Below are 16930 nucleotides of genomic sequence, written 5' to 3'. Positions count from 1 at the left end.
GGGTCCTGCCTCAGCCGCGGTCGGGCAGCCACACGGTGAGGACGGCACCGGTGAAGTCGTCGCCGTCCTCACCGCGGCCCTGGACGTCGATGGCCCCGCCGAGGCGGCGGATGGCCTGGATGACGAGCGAGAGTCCGACCCCTCGGGTGCCCGTCTGCCTGCGTCCGTGCCCGCTGTCGGTGGTCACCCCGTCGTGCTTCGTCGACCAGCCGCGTTCGAAGATCGCGTCGAGGTCCTCCTCGGCGATGCCGGGACCGTCGTCGCTGACCTCGATCGTGAATCCTGCCGCTCCCCCCGCGCCGCTGAGGTGGACGTGGACCCGCTTGTTCTCCGGGAGGACGTCCTGCCTGCTCAGCGCGTCGAAGGCGTTGTCGACGAGGTTGCCGAGGATCGTCGCGAGATCCCGGTCGTCCCCGCCGAGGCGGCTCGTGAGTCCCGCGGTGTCGACCGTCATCTCGATGCCCGCCTCGGCGGCCTGGGCGACCTTGGACAGGAGCAGGGCCGAGAGCACGGGATGGTCGAAGCTCATGTGACCATCGCCGGTGACCCAGCTGAGGTCGTCGAGGTCCTTGGCCGCGAAGTCGATGGCCTCGTCGACGTGACCGGTCTCGAGGAGGGAGATGACCATGTGGAGGCGGTTGGCGTACTCATGGGTCTGAGCGCGCAGCGAATCGGAGAACGAGCGGACGGAGACGAGTTCGCCGGTGAGCTCCGCAAGCTCGGTGTGGTCGCGCATCGTCACGACCCACGTGTCCGCACCCTCCTCGGTGGGCTGCTGGTTGACGACGAGGACACGCTCGTCGGTGTAGTGGATCTCGTCGCGCGCCCACCGGCCCGAGGAGAGGAGTTCGGAGAGGGCTTCGGGCAGGGCGAGCTCGGCGAGCGGGATCCCGCCCTCCGGGGTCGTCGCCGCCACCGCATCGGGCGGGGCGGAATCGCCGCCGAGGTGCGGGGACTTCTCTCCGTCCCCGGCGCCGACGTGCGCGTCCTCGCCGAGGCGCTGCTCGGCACTGCCGACGCTCTGCTCGTCCCCACCACGGATCTGCTCGTCGCCTCCGGCACCGACCGCCGCCGGCGCCGGCTCCCGCTTCGACCCCGTGCTCGGGAGACCGAGCAGCTCCCTGGCCTGGGCGTTGATGAGGACGATGCCCATCGACCGGTCGATGAGGATGAGTCCTTCGGAGACGGCTTTGAGCACGGAGGAGTAGAACTCGATCATGCTCCGCAGCTCGTTCGCACCGTAGTCCCCGGTGACCCTGCGCAGACCGCGGGACGTCACCCATGAGGCGCCGATGCCGAGGAGAAGCGTGGCGATGGCGATGCCGATGAGCCATTTGCTCTGCGCGAGGAAGCCCGCACGCACGGAGTCAGCGGAGTTGCCGACGACGACCGCCCCGACGACTGTGCCCGGGCCGACCTCGTCGAGGCCGAGCTGCTGGGCGAAGACCGGGGTGACGACGTACATCGTGCCTCCGCCCTCACCCCCGTCGTCGACGAAGCGGACATCCGACCGGCCGCTGAGCACCCGGGTCGTATTCACCGAGGCGGCGAGCTGGTCGAGCGAGTCGACGGGGATGTCGCCGGAGGAGGCGGTGACGAGGTTCTCCGCAAGGCCCGCCCGCCGGTTCGCGGACCCGAGCGAGGGCGGAGTGCGCAGATAGTCGATGGGCACGACGGCGGCGATGTCGAAGTCGTATTCGCTGACGACAGTGCGCAGCATCGTCTGCAGCTTCTCGTGCGAGGAGGGGGCGAGGAATTCGTCGCGCGCGTTCGTCTCGTCGGCCTCGACGACGCCGAGGGACAGCGAGATGGTGTCCGCGGCGGACCGCAGCAGGTCCTGTTCGCGCTTGGTGTTGAGCTGCGAGAGCTGGAGGTAGAGCAGGCTCGTCGTGAGCACCATGATGCCGATGAGCATGACCGAGTTCGCGAACATGATCCGCCCGGCCACGCCGTAGCGGACCCGGCGGCTCAGCCGGACGACGGGCCCGACGAGCGCGCGGGAGAGCGCCGGGCGGGGGGTCGTCGCAGCCTCGGTCATGGCCCCATTGTGTCACCCGGACCCGCCGAGGCGGTCGGGCGCGGGCCGTCGTCGTCCCGCCTCAGCCGATCAGGCAGGGGCGCGGCGGGCGCGGGACGAGACCGCGACTCAGCGGGCGCGACTGCGGGCCGGCCCGAGGCTAAGCCTCAGAGGGCGAGGCTGATCGGTCCGGCGGGCACCGCCGAGCATGCGAGGACGTGATCGGCAGGAACGCGCGCTGCCGGTTCGACGGGGTAGAGGACGGTGCCGGAGGCGAGCGCGATCGAACACGTTCCGCACGATCCGCCGCGGCACGAGCTCTCCGCGTGGACCCCGCGCGACTCGAGCGCGTCGAGGAGGGTGCCCTGCGCGGGCTCCCAGAGGAAGCTCGTGCCGGATTCGGCGAGCGTGACCTCGGCGGGTTCGCAGTCGGCGATCGCCTCGCTCATCCCCGTGTGCGGGGAGGCGAAGGTCTCCTGGTGGACGCCGGGAACCCCGGCTTCCTCGGCCGCGGCGAGCACGGCCCGGGTGAAGTCGGCGGGCCCGCACACCATGACGTTGTCGCAGCCGCTCAGGGTCGCGACGAGATCGTCGTGGCCCGGCCTGCCGTCGACGGCGGTGTCGCGGTGCTCGGCCTCGACGGGCAGGCCCGTGCCCTCGGCTCGGTCGACGAGCCGGTTCCACAGGCACGCCGTGCGCTGATCCCGGTCGATGTGGAGCAGCCTGAGCCGCTCGGCTGCCGGCACGGCTCTGCCGAGCGTCTCCTGTGCGGCAGCCCCGTCCGCAGACCCCGGCCCGACCCCGGCCGCGGAGTCGCCGCCGACACCGAGCGCAGCGCCGACGGTCATGGGTTCACGGGCGACCTCGCGGAGCAGCCCGAGGCTCGGGGTGATCCCGATGCCCGCGGTGACGAGCGCGGTCGTGCCGCCGAAGACCCGATCCGCTGTCATCGTCCCATGCGGTCCTGACGCGAGCACGCGCTCGCCGGGCGGCAGGCTCGCGACCGCACGCGATCCCTTCCCCTGGGTGCGCACGGCGATGGAGACGACGTCGTCGGTCACGTCGGTGATCGTGTACGTCCGCCAGAACGGCGCCCCGAGCTCGAGGTGGACGCGCAGGTTCGTCCCCGGTTCGTCGAAGTCGCGGATCCACCCGAGTTCGTCGCGCAGGGAGATCTCCACCGTGTCGTTGCAGATCTGCCGGGAACTGACGACCGTGAGGAAGCGCGGGGTCCGCGCGGTGGGGACGAGATCGCGCGGGGCCTCGCCTTCGACGACGATCTCATCGCCGGCAGTGATCGTCCCTGACTCGAGGATCCGTCCGTAGACCCCGCAGTGGAGGTGCCCGCACGCCGAGGCGAGGATGCGGGGGACGTTGACGTCGACCTCGGTGGTCACGGGGTTGACGGTCGTCGCCGGGCAGCGCTCGATCGCCTGGCTGATCGCCAGCCGGACGCCGCCGATGCGCACGATCCGACCGATGAGCCCGAACTCGGCGAAGGGATCAAGCCCCTCGACGAAGATGTTGCCGCGGAACCGCAGCGGGTCGAGGTCGCCAGTGCCGAGCGCGGCCCGTCCTTCCTCGGTGGCGCCGAGGGCCTCAACGGTGGCGGGGTTGATGAGGGAGATCCCCGATTCGCGGGAGTCGAACATCCCCTGCCCGGCGACGACGATCCCGCGCGGATGAGAACCCTGCGGGGGTATATGCGAGGAGAGGAACTCCGCCGAGGCGGCCCGTGACTCGTCATCGTCCGCGCAGAAGGTCGTCGACCCTCCCGCCGGCGCGGTCAGCGTGATCGCAGAATCGGGAGCCGTGCTCACTTGCCATTTCTGCAGGTCAGGGTAGTTCTTGAGGACGGTGAAAGCGGAATAGCGCTGCCACTGGTCGGCGGGGACGTTGAGGCTTCCGTTCGTGAAGGCGGCGACGCGGTCACCGCGGATGCCGCGACCTGAGTCGACGACCGCCTCGGCGATCTCCTCTGCAGGGAACCCCTTGACGGGGAAGCGGAACAGTCTGGATGCACGCATGCCCCGATTCTACGAGCACCGCCGCCGCGGGGATGCGAGAATGAGACCAACGGCACACGGGCCACCGGGGTTGCCAGATACCCTATGGGGGTATATAGTCCTGTCATGACTGAGCAACATGGATACACCCCGCAGAAAGACGCTCTGGCTCGCCGGATGAAGCGGATCGAAGGACAGGTCCGCGGGATCGCGAAGATGATCGATGACGACAAGTACTGCATCGACATCCTCACCCAGGTCTCGGCCGCCACGGCTGCGCTGCATGCGGTCTCCATCAATCTCCTCGAGGAGCACATCGCTCACTGCGTCGTCGACGCCTCCGCCGCCGGCGAGGACGAAGCGCGCAAGAAGATCGAGGAGGCTTCAGCCGCCATCGCCAGGCTCATCAAGAGCTGACCTGATCTCCAGGGCGCCGGCCCCCTTCCCGGACCGATGCCCCCGACGATCGCGCATCTCTGACGAGTCATCGCGACCTCGCCGACCGACCGGTCGGCGAGCACGTGCGAGGAAAGCAGGAGACATGACCACCACCACCATCACCGTGTCAGGCATGACGTGCGGCCACTGCGTCGCGTCCGTCAAGGAGGAGATCGGGGCGCTGCCCGGAGTCTCCGACGTCGCGGTCGATCTCAACGCCGGCGGGGACTCCCCGGTGACGATCACCTCGGCGAACGACCTCGACGATGCGGACCTGCGCGCCGCCGTCGACGAAGCGGGCTACGAGGTCAAGTGATGTCGCGCGAGGTTGATCTCGACATCACGGGAATGACCTGCGCATCGTGCTCGGCTCGGATCGAGAAGAAGCTCTCGCGTCTCGACGGGGTGAGCGCCGAGGTGAACCTGCCGCTGAATACGGCCCATGTCGTCATCGACTCAGGTCTCAGTGATGATGACATCACCGCGGCCGTCGCGAAGGCCGGGTACGGGGCGACGGTGCGGCAGGCCGCCTCGGCGGGGCCGGAGATCGTCGACTACGATCCCCGGCACCTGCGCCCGCGCTTCATCGGTTCGCTCGTCCTGTCCGTGCCGATCATCGCCATCTCGATGGTGATGAGCTGGCACTTCCCCGGCTGGCAGTGGGTCGTGGGCGCTCTCGCCCTGCCCGTCGTCACGTGGGGCGCCTGGCCCTTCCACTCGGCGGCGTTCAAAGCCGCCAGGGGACGCTCGACGACGATGGACACGCTGGTGAGCGTCGGCATCATCGTCGCCAGCGGCTACTCCTACGCCACACTCATCCGCGCCGTCGTCGACGGCTACGGCTGGCAGATCCCCGGCGACTACCACGTGTGGTTCGAGGCGGCTGCGGCGATCACCGTCTTCCTCCTCATCGGCAAGCTCACCGAGGACCGGGCGAAGAACCGGGCGACGGCGGCTCTGCGCGAGCTGCTCGACCTCGGGGCGAAGTCGGCGACCGTGCTCTGGGAGACTGGGGCTGGGGCCGGCGGTTCGGTGTCCGGGTCGCCGGTCGGGACCGGTGCGCTCTCCGGCTCGCGGGTCGAGGTCGAGGTGCCGATCGACGAGCTGGCGGTCGGCGACGTCTTCCTCGTCCGGCCGGGTGAGAAGATCGCCACCGACGGAGTCATCGTCGCCGGTCATTCGGCCGTCGACGAGGCGATGCTCACGGGCGAATCCGCGCCCGTCGAGGTCGGCGTCGGCGACACCGTCACCGGGGCGACGATCAACACCGCGGGCGTCCTCGAGGTCCGCGCCGAACGCGTCGGGGCCGACACGACCTTGGCAGCGATGGCCGATCTCGTCAGCCGCGCGCAGCTGGGCAAACCCGCCGTGCAGCGCCTGGCCGACCGGATCTCCGCGGTGTTCGTTCCGATCGTCTTCGTCATCAGCGCCCTCACCCTGCTCACGTGGGGTGTGGTCACCGGTGACTGGGCGATGGGCCTGCACGCCGCGCTCACTGTGCTCATCATCGCGTGCCCGTGTGCGCTCGGACTCGCGACTCCGACGGCTCTCGCCGTGTCCTCAGGTCGCGGCTCCCAGCTGGGCATCCTCGTTTCGGGGCCCGAGGCGCTCGAGTCGACGAGGTCGATCGACACGGTCGTCCTCGACAAGACGGGCACCCTGACCACGGGCGTGATGTCGCTGACCGGAACGCAGCTGAGCCCGGACGACTTCGCGCTCCTTGCGCGCCTCGAGCACGGCAGCGAGCACCCCGTGGCCCGGGCGATCGTCGACGCCGAAGCCGCGCGCAATGCGGGGAGCACGGTCGGAGGCTCTGTCACCGGCGGCACCGCCGGCGGCTCGCCCGATACCAACGGCGCGGGTGAACGCACCGCACTGCGGACCACGGACGCGGGGACCGCCTCGGCGGGGGTGGAACGGTCGAGGGAAGGGGTCGAGGACTTCGCCGCCATCCCCGGCGGTGGGCTCGAAGCTCGCATCGACGGCTCCGCGGTCCTCGCGGGTCGACCCGATCTGCTCCGCGACCGCGGGATCACCGTCGACATCGACCCCGCCGAGGTGCCGGCCGGAGCGACGGTCGTCGCCCTGGCCGTCGACGGGCAGTTCCGCGGGCTCACCTTCGTCGCGGACGAGATCAGGGACGGGGCCGCCTCGGCGATCGCCGAACTCCATGACCTCGGACTCTCCACGGTGCTGCTCACCGGGGACAACGCCTCGGCCGCCGAGGCGGTCGCGCAGGCCGTGGGGATCACCGAGGTCCGCGCCGACGTCCGTCCCGAGGGCAAGATCGCCGTCGTCAACGAGCTCCAGGAGAAGGGCCGGTCGGTCGCGATGGTCGGCGACGGCATCAACGATGCCGCGGCGCTGGCCGGGGCCGACCTCGGCATCGCGATGGGCTCGGGCACGGATGCGGCGATGGCGGCCTCGGACATCACGATGGTGCGCTCGGACCCGCGGCAGATCCCGCAGGCGATCCGCCTCTCGCGGAAGACGCTCGGGCTCATCAAGGGCAACCTGTTCTGGGCCTTCGCCTACAACACCGCGGCGATCCCGGTGGCCGCGGCAGGGCTGCTCAGCCCGATGATCGCGGGTGCTGCGATGGCGTTCTCCTCGGTCTTCGTCGTCCTCAACAGCCTCCGGCTGTTGCGGTTCAGGTAGCCCGGCGGCTGCTGCGGTTCAGGCCGCACGGCGGCGCCTCCGGTTCAGGCAGCACGGCCGCAGTCGCTGTGACCGGCGCTCCCCGGCCACGGCGACTGCGCGAACGGCGCTCACGGCACGGTCCGTGGGCGCCGCTCGCGTCTGTGTCCGCGGGCGCAGGCGGTTCGTGAGCGCTGCCGGCGGTGCGACCGCGCCGCCGGCGGAGCCCGTGCTCAGTCTGAGCGCGCACCCCCGCCCTCACTGCTCAGCGTCGTCGCCCTCGCCGGGCCAGAACCTCCGCCGCGCCCGGTCGGAGTGGGCGAGCCTGCGGAGGCTGCCGATGAAGATCTCGCCGAGCACGGTGCCGAGAACCGCCTTCTCGACGATCGCCGCTGCGGAATCGGTGGTTGCCACGCTGGCCATATCGGCATCGGCGATCCGGTCGGCCGCCTCGGCGTAGACGTCGAGATGACCGAGGAGGTCGGCGTGACCGGTGTCGAGCATGGTCTCCACGGCCGTGATGAGGGCGTCCCTGGCCGGTTCGTCCTCGGCGAGGTTCCAGCCGCGCGCGGCGACGAGGTCGTCGACGACCCTCGCGGCCCGCGCGCGGTTCTCGCTCGGCGCATCGTCGGATCGGGCGTTGATCCCGAGCATCGCCTGGCCGAGCACGACGGGCACCTCCGGGGTCGGGGAGTCGAGTTCCGTGAGAACCGTGCGCGCCGTGGCGATCGACATCCCGCCTATGGTCACCATGGCTCGGATGAGGCGCACGCGATGGAGGTGGTCGTCCCCGTAGCCGCCCGGGTCATCAGCGGTCGGCTGCGCGCGCGGCACGAGCCCTTCGCGGATGTAGTACTTGATCCGCGGAATGGGCACGCCGCTGCGAGCACTGAGCTCGGAGATCCGCATCGCCGTCCATCGCCTCCTCGTCGTCGCCGGTGCCGCAGCCGTCGTCGAAGGCGCAGCACCTGTCACCGTCGTCGCGGCCTTCACCTCGTCGCGGCCTTTGCCGCCCTCGTCGCAGGCCCCTGGTCACTGACCTCTTGCGCAGGCCTCGCAGATAGCCTACTATCCATGTATGGATAGCGGACTATCTGCCAATGGCGGCAAGAGGTCACCGGAGCGGACGTCGACCGGGACGTCGCCGGAGCACCGGCGCGGGGACCACCTCGGCGAACCACGGCGAGGAACCCTCGTCACCGCACTTCTGCGCCTCCACCGGCCCCTGCTCGTCGCGGCGGCGTTCTCCGCGGTCGTCGCGGTCGTCGCGACGATCGGCTATTTCGTCGATGACCGCACGCTTGTCGGCGTTCCGATCTGGCACAAAGCGGCGAAGTTCGGCGTCTCGATCACCATCTACACCCTGACGATCGCGTGGATGCTCACCTTCCTGCCCTCGCGCAGCCGCTTCGCTCGCGTGATCGGCACGATCATCGCGTTCGGCATCACCGTCGAACTCGTCCTCATCGTCCTCCAGATCATCCGTGGTCAGATGAGCCACTTCAATGTCGGCACCGTCTTCGACGCCGCCGTCTACTACGGCATGGGCGGTTTCATCGTCGCAGTGTGGATCGCGAACCTCATCCTCGGCATCGTGCTCGCCGTCCGCCGCCTCCCCGACCGCGGCATCGCCGCCGGGATCCGCTGGGGGACGGCCATCGGGCTCATCGGAATGGCCATCGCCTTCCTCATGACCATCGGCGAGTTCGAGATCGTCGACATGGACGCCGCCGAGGCGCAGGGGCTCGCCGGTGCGCACAGCGTCGGCGCCGTCGACGGGGGTCCGACGATGCCGATCACCGGCTGGAACACTCAAGCCGGCGACATCCGCGTCCCCCACTTCGTCGGTCTCCACGCCCTGCAGATCATCCCCGCCTTCGCCCTCGGCCTCGTGCTCCTCGGGCGGAAGTGGCCCAGGCTGCACCCCGAGAGCACCCGGGTGGGGCTCGTGAGGATCTTCGCACTCTTCTACTTCGGCATCGTCGCCGTCACCGCGGCCCAGGCGATCAGCGGTCAGTCGATCCTCGAGACGGACCTCCGGACCCTCGGAGTCGTCGCCGTGCTCGTCGTGGCCGCGGGCCTCGGCTCATGGGCCGTTCTCGCCCGGACCAGGCAGGGCACCTCGACGTGATACGCAGGGCCCTGCTCGAGGCAGCGCCCGCCTACCTGAGGCCAGGGTGCCTACTTGAGGACAGGGTAGGACTGGTCGTCGTTCTGAGTGTCGTTGCGCATCACCCAGTTGAGCACCGACGCGAGGGCAGTGACGAGGACGAACGCGACACCAGCGTAGATGAACGAGAAGCCGAAGGCACCGGAGTCCTGCCACGCGCGGGTGACGATCATCGAGAGGATGAGGACGGCGACGCCGCAGACCAGCCCGACTTTGAGCGCGTCCTTGTAGGACACGGTGCTGGAGGACTTCTTCGCGGATTTCGACGCTGCCATACCCCCAGGGTACCGACTCGAGCTGGGAGTCGTCGCATCCGCACCTCTCCCCCGCCTCTCCCGGCATCCGCCCGATCGGCCAAGACTCCTTGACCCCGGCGAATCACCCCAGGTGGACGCGCACGCCCGAACACGCGAAAATGTCATCGTGCCCATCCCCACACCTGTGCGCTCGCGGGCTGCCACGTCGGCAGCAGGCGTCCTGACCAGAGTCGGTCCGAGGACGCTGCTTGCGTGCGTGTGCGCCCTCGTCCTCCTCACGGTCGCCGGTTGCGGCCCGGACCGGGGACTGCGGATCGAGCCCGCGAGCACAGCCTCCCCGACACTGCTCAACCAGTCCAACGAGGACGCCGGCCCTCCGGACAAGCCCTTCTCGCTCGAGACGATCCGCACAGCGATCGAGGACGCTTCCGGTGTCGCCGTGACCGGTCGCGCGGCGGAGACCGCCGAGGTCGTCGGCGAATGCAAGGACTGCCTGAAGTTCGGTGCCCCATTCACCCGTGGCGAGGAGAAGTTCCAGGTCGTCACCGTCGCCAACCCGCAGCAGCGCAGTGAGGACATCGCCGGTGTCGTCGTCAGCGAGAAGGACGGTGCCCCCCGCCTCGAGCTCATCGCCACCGGCAACCAGCTCACGCTCAGCCCCGGGAAGAACGGGACCCTCGTCGTCCAGGAGGCGATGTATGCCGACGGCGACGAAGACTGCTGCCCTTCTGGCTGGTCGGTGCAGGTATTCCGTCTCCATGACGGTAGGTTTGAACCGGGTCAACGCTTCACGCGACTGAATGGAGAGTCGTAATGCATATCGTGCTGGTCGAGGATGACGAGGTCATCCGGGAGACGACGCAGATCGGACTCGAGCAGTTCGACTACACCGTCTCCGCCTTCGCCGACGGCCGCGAAGGCTACGAGTTCGTCGCCGCGCACGGCGCCGACGTGCTCCTCCTCGACCTCATGCTCCCGACGATGAACGGGGCCTCGATCTGCCGGGCCATCCGGGAGCGCTCGTCGATCCCGATCATCATCATCTCCGCCCGCTCGGAGGCCATCGACATCGTCCAGGCCCTCGAGGCCGGCGCCGACGACTACCTCACCAAGCCCTTCGACATGCAGGTCCTCAACGCCCGCATCCGCGCCGTCGTCCGCCGCTTCATCACCACCGGCACCGACCGCCTCGGCTACTCGCCGACCACCGACATCGTCGACGAACACGAGACCGTCATCGGCCCCGGCGGAGTCATCACCGGCGACGGGATCCCCGAAGTGCTCGGTCCCAGCCCCGGCATGGACTCCCGTGACCGCACCCGCAGCGCCCTCGCCGACGACGACACCTACCTCGGTGCCGGCGGGAAGTTCACGTCGGCGGCGGGCACGGATGTCACCGTCCCTCCGCGGCCCGCATCGTCTCCGCCCTCGGCCGCCGAGGCGGGGCAGTCGACCAATGAGCTCGGACCCTTCCGCACGCGGCTGGGGTCCCTCGTCCTCGACACCGGACGACTGACTGTCGAGGTCGACGGTGAGGAGGTCCACCTCACCCCGACCGAGCTGCGCGTCCTCCTCCTGCTCACCGAGCAGCCCGAACACGTCTACTCGCGGGAGAAGATCGCGTTCACCGTGTGGGGCTACGAATGGGCCGGCGACTCGCGCGTCGTCGACGTCCACATCCAGCGCCTGCGGAAGAAGATCGGGGCGAACATGATCGAGACCGTTCGCGGCTTCGGGTACCGCTTCGCCGGCTGAGCCATGTCCCTGCGCTGGAAGATCTCCCTTCTCATCGTCGCGTCCGTGATCATCGCGGTGCTCTCGTGCAGCATCATCCTCCGGCAGTCCGCAGCCCGGGCCGAGGACGACCGGATGCGCTCGACGGTGACCGACCAGCTCGCCAACGCTGTCAACATCTTCTCCGAGACCGGGGTGCTCACCCTCAATGCGCGCATCGACGACCCGCAGCTGCCCGACGAGGCCCGCGCGCAGGCGCTCAAGGGCCAGAGCGTGACGATCCGCTCCGAGGTCGACGGGGAGGAGATCGTCTGGGCGGCCGCACCGATCGAGGTCGGCACGTACACCGAGGTGATCTCCGTGCGCGCCTCGACCGCCGACAGCCGTGAGCTCATCGGCCGCATCGACCAGGCCCTGCTCGTCGGGATGATCGGATCGGCCCTCGTCGTCGGCGGCGTCGGGTCGATCGTCGCCGGACGGATCTCTCGCCGACTCACCCTGGGCGCACAGGCGGCGCGGAAGATCGCCGCCGGGGACACGTCGATCCGCATCGCCGACGTCGTCGACGAATCGGATCAGGAGGTGTGGGCATTCGCCTCGGCGGTCGACACTGCGGTGACGAGGCTGAGCGAGCGCATCGACTCCGAGCAGCGGTTCACCGCCGACCTCGCCCACGAGATGCGCACCCCGCTCACCGGCCTCGTCAACGCGGCGAGCCTGCTCACTGAGGATTCGCGTCCCGCCGAACTCGTCAAGGACCGGGTGCAGCGGATGCAGGTCCTCGTCGAGGACCTCCTCGAGGTCTCCCGCCTCGACGCCGGCCGGGCGAACCCGGAGTTCACCCGCGTCGACATCGACCAGGCGATCCGGTCCCTGCTCGGGACGATGACCGCGTCGGGAGCGCTCGCCGGACATGAGGTCGGCACCGACTTCGGTGCGCAGGGCGCCAAACTCGTCACCGACGTCCGCCGCTTCGAGCGCATCATCTCCAATCTCCTCGTCAACGCGATCAAGCACGGCGCCGACCCCATCCACCTGACGACGAGCCCCACCTCGATCGTCGTCACCGACTCCGGCAGCGGATACCCCGCCGACATCGTCGAGACCGGCCCGACCCGTTTCGTCTCCGCCGGCGGCGGCGGGATGGGGCTCGGTCTCGTCATCGCCCAAGGTCAGGCACGCCTCCTCGGCATCCGTCTGATCTTCAGCAACGCGCCAGCCGGGGGTGCGCGCACCGAGGTGATCTTCCCCGACGAGGAGGCCCAGGACATCGCCCTGCGCCAGCAGCTCGGAGTGGAGTAGGTCCCTTCACCGATGTGACAGAGCGTTACTCGACCGTTACACTCTTGTGATATTGAGTGTCGCGGCCGTCGGGGAGATCCGGCGGTCGAATCGTGAGAGCAACGTGGAGCAGTATGACGGGTGAGGCAACGACCGCGGGACAGGTGCGGCGGCGAGATCTTCGCAGGCAGCAGGCACACACCCCGACAGTCGCACCCCACCCCAGTGACCTCGACACCGCACCGATCTCCACCTCGGCAGTGACCGCCGCATCCGCGTCGACCGCACCGCTCTCCCCCCGCCGCGCCGCCATGGCGGCAGAGGCCCGCGCAGCCGCCGGATCACCGCGGCGCGCAGCGATGGCCAAGGAGGCCCGCGAGTCCGGCTCGGCGTTCACGGCACAGTCCGGCCGTCGCGGATCCGACGGCGCTCTGCTCCGCTCGGTGCGCCGCAAGCGCGCGACGACGGTCACCACCCTCTCCGGCCTCTCGGTCGCCGGCGCCGCCGTCGCCACGGTGATGTTCGCGACCGCCGGAAACGGCAGCGAAGTCACAGTCGACACCAGCGCCGGATCCGAACCTCGTCAGATCAACGCCGAATCCGTCAACGCCGACATCCCCGCCGCCGACGAGAACTCGTCGATCGAAGTCGGTGCCCCGAGTGCGAAGCAGCAGGGGGCCAAGGCCGCCAGCCGCTCGATCGCGAAGAGCGCCCTGCCCGGCTGCGATGCAGAGACCGAGTTCGGTTCGGGTGCGAGCAACGGTCAGCTGCCCGATGAGTGGCTGTGCGACCTCGGCAAGGGCGGTCACAAGCTCCGCGCCGACGCCGCGGTGTCGTTCGCGGAGATGAATGCCGCGTACAAGAAGGAGACGGGCAAGGAGATTCCGATCACGGACTCCTACCGCAGCCTCGAAGGCCAGGTCTCGGTCGCCGGCCGCAAGCCCGGCCTCTCCGCCCGTCCCGGCACGTCGATGCACGGCTGGGGGATCGCCCTCGACCTCGGCGGCGGCACCGAATCGAAGACCGGCCCATGGGACTGGCTGGTGAAGAACGCCGGGAAGTTCGGCTGGGAGAACCCGGACTGGGCGAAGTCGTCGAAGTACGAGCCCTGGCACTGGGAGTACGTCCCCGCCCGGGACCAGATCAAGGGCAAGTGACCCCGGTCTGAGATGAGCCTCCGCGCGGCACCCTGCCGTCGGTGCCCAGGAGGCGGATCCGGTGCGAAATCCGGCTCACTTTCGACTCGGATCCTCCTCGGGGGAGTGGTCGCCTCGCGAGCCCGTTCGCGTTACCCCGCAGGGCGCGCGAGTACCGTCGCCGGTAGACCCTCTGCGCGAGGCGGACGACCGGCTCGCCGAGGCGCCAGATGCCCAGCCCCGCCCGCGACACGGAGCGGAGGACGAGGAACACGCGGTCGTCGGGACGGTGGACGAGGAGGAACGACTCCTCCCCGGTGATCGGATGCCCCGGCTTCGTGCCGTAGGTGAACCCGCGGAGATCCTCGGTCTCGACGACCTCGAGCACCCGGGAGGGTTCGGGCAGTCGGAACGGGCCGAGCCGCACGCGGATCGTCGGCTCCTGGCCGGCCTCGACCCGGCGCCCGGCCGGCTCGATGTCGAAGCCGCTGCGGGTCTTCACCTTCCACTGGAGGAGGTCCTCGGCGCAGGCCTCGAACGTCGTCCGACCCCGCCCGACGAAGTACGCGGCCTCGAAGCAGCGGTAGCCGTCGGGACGGTCGAGCCACCTCGGCGAATGGGGACGGGTGAGGAGCGGATTCTGCGGACAGGTCAGAGGAACCGGGGTCATAGGAACACCGTAGCCAACGCCTCCGATTCGGCAGTAGAGTGCACAGTGACGGCATTCGACGATCGAATGTCCGATAAGGACATCACGCGGCTGCCCAGACACTCCGACAGCCCGCGCACGATGACACGCCCCGCAGAGAACAGCCCGCGCACCCACAGGATCGAAGGAGAACCCATGCGCACCCTCACCGGCATCGACGAGATCGAATCAGCCGTCGGCACGGAGCTCGGCTCCTCGCAGTGGCTGACCGTCGACCAGGCGGCGATCACCGCGTTCGCCGACGCCACCGACGACCATCAGTGGATCCACCTCGATGAGGAGCGGGCCGCGGCGGGTCCGTTCGGGGCGACGATCGCCCACGGGTTCTACACGCTCTCGCTGCTGCCGAAGTTCTCCTCGGAGATCTTCGCCATCGACGGGGTGTCGATGAAGATCAACTACGGGCTCAACAGGGTCCGCTTCCCGCAGCCGGTCCGCGTCGGCTCGCGCCTGCGCGACACCGCCACGCTCACCGATGTCACCCGCGGGCCCAAGGGCACGCAGGTGATCATCAGTCACGTCATCGAGATCGAGGGAGAGGACCGCCCGGCGTGCATCGCCGAGATGGTCAGCCTCCTCGTCGAGTGAGGCCTCAGAGCGTCCGAGCGAAGAACGGGATGACCGACTCGAGCGCCTTCCCGGCCCCGTCGCCCTGGTCGTAGAGGTCGTAGTGGGAGGCACCGGGGATTTCGACGAGTTCCTTGTCCTCCGATGCGGCCTTCTCGATGATCGTGTGGCCGTCGCGCCACGCGCCGAAGGCCCCCTGCTTGCCCTCGTCGCCGATGACGACGAGGAGCGGCTGGTCGAGGAGCACTTCGGCGAGGTCGAAGGCATCCCAGCCGAGCGCCGACGATCCGTGCGCGCCTTCGAAGCTCACGGCACCGCCCTCGGCCCGGCCCCGGTTGGTGCGGTAGTAGTCGAAGGCTTCGATGATGTCGATGTCTCCGGTCTCCTGTGCCGCCTCGGCGGTCTCGGGGAGGAACCCGTTGACGAGGCTCTCGGCGCCTCGGGCCTCCGCGGTGCGCTGATCTCCGATGCCGCGCAGTGCCGCGAGCGGGCCACCGCTGAGTTCGGACATCTCCCGCTGGAGACGGCCGAAGTTCGCTCCGGTGATCGACACGGCGGCCTTGAACCGCTTCTCGGTCTTCGCCGCCGCCCATGTGTAGCCGCCTCCGCCGCAGATCCCGAGGACGCCGATCCGTTCGGCGTCGACGTAGGGAAGGGTGACGGCGTAGTCGACGACGCGGCTGAAGTCCTCGACGCGCTGAGCGGGATCCTCGAGGAAGCGCGGCAGCCCGCCGCTGGCCCCTTGAAAGCTCGCGTCGAAGGCGATGACGACGTATCCGGCATCGGCGAGGGCCGGAGCATAGACGTTGCCCGACGTCTGCTCCTTGCAGCTGCCGATGGGGTGAGCGGCGACGATCGTCGGATAGGTGCGCGTCTCGTCGAAGTCGGTCGGGAAGTGGATGTCGGCGGCGATGTCCCAGTACATGTCGGGATTGCGGAACGTCACGTGCTCGACGTTCGTGAGTTCGGTGCGCTTGATGGTGCCTGTGGACACGGGTCCTCCTCGTGGTCGGTGGGACGATCCTGTGCGTCGTCCTCGTGCTTCCATCCTTCGCGGGTTCCCGCGCCCCAACCAGAACAGGACTGTTCCTGGGAAGGATCCCTCCCAGGAACACCGCCCGCGCACCGGGCTATCGTGAGGGCATGGCCTCCTCACCCCAGCTCGCCGCGCTCGGCGAGTTCTTCCGCGTCCGCCGAGGCGAAGTCTCGCCAGGGTCGGTGCCCAGCCACGTCGTCGGATCGACGGGCATCAGGCGGGTGCCCGGTCTGCGCCGCGAGGAGGTCGCCCAGCTCGTCGCGGTCAGCCCCGACTACTACACCCGGGTCGAACAGGGCCGACTCGCCCCGTCCGACCAGGTCTTCGCCGCCCTCTGCCGAGTGCTGTCCCTGACGTCCGAGCAGACCGCCTACGCCGAGGACCTCCTCGCTCATGCTCGCGGGCACCACTCCCCCGCACCGGGTCGCGAAGCCGCGAACGGCCGCCTCCAGCTGCTCCTCGACCAGCTGAGAGACCTGCCCGCGATCGTCCTCGGCGCACGGATGGACATCCTCGCCTGGAACCCGGCGGCAGCGGCTCTGCTCATGGACTTCTCCCAACTGCCGCCGCACGAGCGCAACTACGTCTCGATGACGTTCACGGTCCCGCAGATCCGAGACCTCTACGAGGACTGGGACACGGTGGCGCGCACGTGCGTGGGCATCCTCCGCCGTGAGGCCGCGGACAACCCCGACGACCCCGAACTCGCCTCGCTCGTCGGTCGGCTCTCGATCGCCGATGCGGACTTCCGCCGCTGGTGGGCCGAGCATCGCGTGGCCGAGCAGGATTTCGGGGACAAGGTGCTCAACCACCCCCGCGCAGGGCGGATCCGCCTCCAGTGGGACTCGTTCACCTACGCCGGGTCGACCGGGCAGCAGCTCATCCTCTGGTCCGCCGAGGCGGGCACCCCGGACGCCGCGGCGCTCGCCGACCTCGTCTGAG

The 16930-nt window shown here is 69.5% G+C and carries 16 protein-coding genes; 10 read left to right on the top strand and 6 right to left on the bottom strand.

The genetic code is table 11. The features are described from left to right. Positions 1-10 precede the first annotated feature (10 nt). Positions 11-2038 carry a sensor histidine kinase gene (locus tag BC102111_RS17930; protein WP_009376625.1) on the bottom strand — a complete coding sequence of 676 codons (2028 nt, stop codon included), beginning with the start codon at positions 2036-2038 and terminating at the stop codon, positions 11-13. Between the two features lie 146 nt (positions 2039-2184). Continuing rightward, positions 2185-4044 (bottom strand): MOSC domain-containing protein, encoded by a 1860-nt coding sequence (locus tag BC102111_RS17925; protein WP_009376626.1) that lies wholly within the window; start codon positions 4042-4044, stop codon positions 2185-2187. A gap of 105 nt (positions 4045-4149) precedes the next feature. Between BC102111_RS17925 and BC102111_RS00855 the strand changes: the two genes are divergently transcribed. From BC102111_RS00855 to BC102111_RS00845, 3 genes are all read left to right on the top strand, one after another. Continuing rightward, complete coding sequence (locus BC102111_RS00855) at positions 4150-4440, top strand: metal-sensitive transcriptional regulator (protein ID WP_009376627.1); 291 nt, start codon at positions 4150-4152, stop codon at positions 4438-4440. A 124-nt stretch (positions 4441-4564) separates the two neighbouring features. After that, entirely contained in the window at positions 4565-4777 is a 213-nt protein-coding gene (locus tag BC102111_RS00850) for a heavy-metal-associated domain-containing protein (protein WP_009376628.1), read from the top strand. Further along, positions 4777-7119, top strand: a complete 2343-nt coding sequence (locus BC102111_RS00845) for a heavy metal translocating P-type ATPase (protein WP_009376629.1) — start codon at positions 4777-4779, stop codon at positions 7117-7119. The genes BC102111_RS00850 and BC102111_RS00845 overlap by 1 nt, the downstream gene beginning before the upstream one ends. Positions 7120-7356: 237 nt before the next feature. On the opposite strand, the gene BC102111_RS00840 is transcribed toward BC102111_RS00845, so the two are convergent. Next, positions 7357-8007 carry a MerR family transcriptional regulator gene (locus BC102111_RS00840; protein ID WP_009376630.1) on the bottom strand — a complete coding sequence of 217 codons (651 nt, stop codon included), beginning with the start codon at positions 8005-8007 and terminating at the stop codon, positions 7357-7359. A gap of 169 nt (positions 8008-8176) precedes the next feature. Between BC102111_RS00840 and BC102111_RS00835 the strand changes: the two genes are divergently transcribed. After that, positions 8177-9229: a hypothetical protein gene (locus tag BC102111_RS00835; RefSeq protein ID WP_009376631.1), complete on the top strand. Its 1053-nt coding sequence runs from the start codon at positions 8177-8179 to the stop codon at positions 9227-9229. A gap of 50 nt (positions 9230-9279) precedes the next feature. Here the strand turns inward: BC102111_RS00835 and BC102111_RS00830 are convergent, their stop codons facing one another. After that, a complete protein-coding gene (locus BC102111_RS00830; RefSeq protein WP_009376632.1) occupies positions 9280-9543 on the bottom strand; it encodes a hypothetical protein in 264 nt (87 codons plus the stop codon). 148 nt (positions 9544-9691) lie between these two features. On the opposite strand from BC102111_RS00830, the gene BC102111_RS00825 reads away from it, so the two are divergent. The 4 genes from BC102111_RS00825 to BC102111_RS00810 all read left to right on the top strand — a co-directional run bounded on the left by BC102111_RS00825 (position 9692) and on the right by BC102111_RS00810 (position 13697). Then, on the top strand, positions 9692-10339 hold the full coding sequence (locus BC102111_RS00825; protein ID WP_223290002.1) for a hypothetical protein: 648 nt from the start codon (positions 9692-9694) through the stop codon (positions 10337-10339). Further along, entirely contained in the window at positions 10339-11280 is a 942-nt protein-coding gene (locus tag BC102111_RS00820; protein WP_009376634.1) for a response regulator transcription factor, read from the top strand. Before BC102111_RS00825 ends, BC102111_RS00820 begins: the two co-directional genes overlap by 1 nt. Positions 11281-11283: 3 nt before the next feature. Beyond that, entirely contained in the window at positions 11284-12561 is a 1278-nt protein-coding gene (locus BC102111_RS00815; RefSeq protein ID WP_009376635.1) for a sensor histidine kinase, read from the top strand. 239 nt (positions 12562-12800) lie between these two features. After that, positions 12801-13697, top strand: a complete 897-nt coding sequence (locus tag BC102111_RS00810) for a M15 family metallopeptidase (protein ID WP_231882199.1) — start codon at positions 12801-12803, stop codon at positions 13695-13697. On the opposite strand, the gene BC102111_RS00805 is transcribed toward BC102111_RS00810, so the two are convergent. Next, a complete protein-coding gene (locus tag BC102111_RS00805; protein WP_009376637.1) occupies positions 13684-14346 on the bottom strand; it encodes a DUF1990 domain-containing protein in 663 nt (220 codons plus the stop codon). The genes BC102111_RS00810 and BC102111_RS00805 overlap by 14 nt on opposite strands. Positions 14347-14520: 174 nt before the next feature. Here BC102111_RS00805 and BC102111_RS00800 point away from each other — a divergent pair, with 174 nt between their 5' ends. After that, entirely contained in the window at positions 14521-14973 is a 453-nt protein-coding gene (locus BC102111_RS00800; protein ID WP_009376638.1) for a MaoC family dehydratase, read from the top strand. Between the two features lie 4 nt (positions 14974-14977). Here BC102111_RS00800 and BC102111_RS00795 read toward each other — a convergent pair whose 3' ends face one another. Next, complete coding sequence (locus BC102111_RS00795; protein ID WP_009376639.1) at positions 14978-15946, bottom strand: alpha/beta hydrolase; 969 nt, start codon at positions 15944-15946, stop codon at positions 14978-14980. Between the two features lie 149 nt (positions 15947-16095). On the opposite strand from BC102111_RS00795, the gene BC102111_RS00790 reads away from it, so the two are divergent. After that, positions 16096-16929, top strand: coding sequence for a helix-turn-helix domain-containing protein (locus tag BC102111_RS00790; protein ID WP_009376640.1), 834 nt, complete (start codon positions 16096-16098; stop codon positions 16927-16929). Position 16930: the final 1 nt, after the last annotated feature.

It is taken from the genome of Brevibacterium casei CIP 102111 (assembly GCF_900169275.1).
GTDB classification, from domain to species: domain Bacteria; phylum Actinomycetota; class Actinomycetes; order Actinomycetales; family Brevibacteriaceae; genus Brevibacterium; species Brevibacterium casei.
This window is presented reverse-complemented; position numbering and strand designations above follow the sequence as displayed.

Coding starts and splice junctions, on each gene's coding strand:
- BC102111_RS00835 (WP_009376631.1), top strand. CDS start 8,177: ATGGATAGCGGACTATCTGCCAATGGCGGCAAGAGGTCACCGGAGCGG.
- BC102111_RS00840 (WP_009376630.1), bottom strand. CDS start 8,007: ATGCGGATCTCCGAGCTCAGTGCTCGCAGCGGCGTGCCCATTCCGCGG.
- BC102111_RS00815 (WP_009376635.1), top strand. CDS start 11,284: ATGTCCCTGCGCTGGAAGATCTCCCTTCTCATCGTCGCGTCCGTGATC.
- BC102111_RS00790 (WP_009376640.1), top strand. CDS start 16,096: ATGGCCTCCTCACCCCAGCTCGCCGCGCTCGGCGAGTTCTTCCGCGTC.
- BC102111_RS17930 (WP_009376625.1), bottom strand. CDS start 2,038: ATGACCGAGGCTGCGACGACCCCCCGCCCGGCGCTCTCCCGCGCGCTC.
- BC102111_RS00855 (WP_009376627.1), top strand. CDS start 4,150: ATGACTGAGCAACATGGATACACCCCGCAGAAAGACGCTCTGGCTCGC.
- BC102111_RS00830 (WP_009376632.1), bottom strand. CDS start 9,543: ATGGCAGCGTCGAAATCCGCGAAGAAGTCCTCCAGCACCGTGTCCTAC.
- BC102111_RS00805 (WP_009376637.1), bottom strand. CDS start 14,346: ATGACCCCGGTTCCTCTGACCTGTCCGCAGAATCCGCTCCTCACCCGT.
- BC102111_RS00850 (WP_009376628.1), top strand. CDS start 4,565: ATGACCACCACCACCATCACCGTGTCAGGCATGACGTGCGGCCACTGC.
- BC102111_RS00845 (WP_009376629.1), top strand. CDS start 4,777: ATGTCGCGCGAGGTTGATCTCGACATCACGGGAATGACCTGCGCATCG.
- BC102111_RS17925 (WP_009376626.1), bottom strand. CDS start 4,044: ATGCGTGCATCCAGACTGTTCCGCTTCCCCGTCAAGGGGTTCCCTGCA.
- BC102111_RS00800 (WP_009376638.1), top strand. CDS start 14,521: ATGCGCACCCTCACCGGCATCGACGAGATCGAATCAGCCGTCGGCACG.
- BC102111_RS00820 (WP_009376634.1), top strand. CDS start 10,339: ATGCATATCGTGCTGGTCGAGGATGACGAGGTCATCCGGGAGACGACG.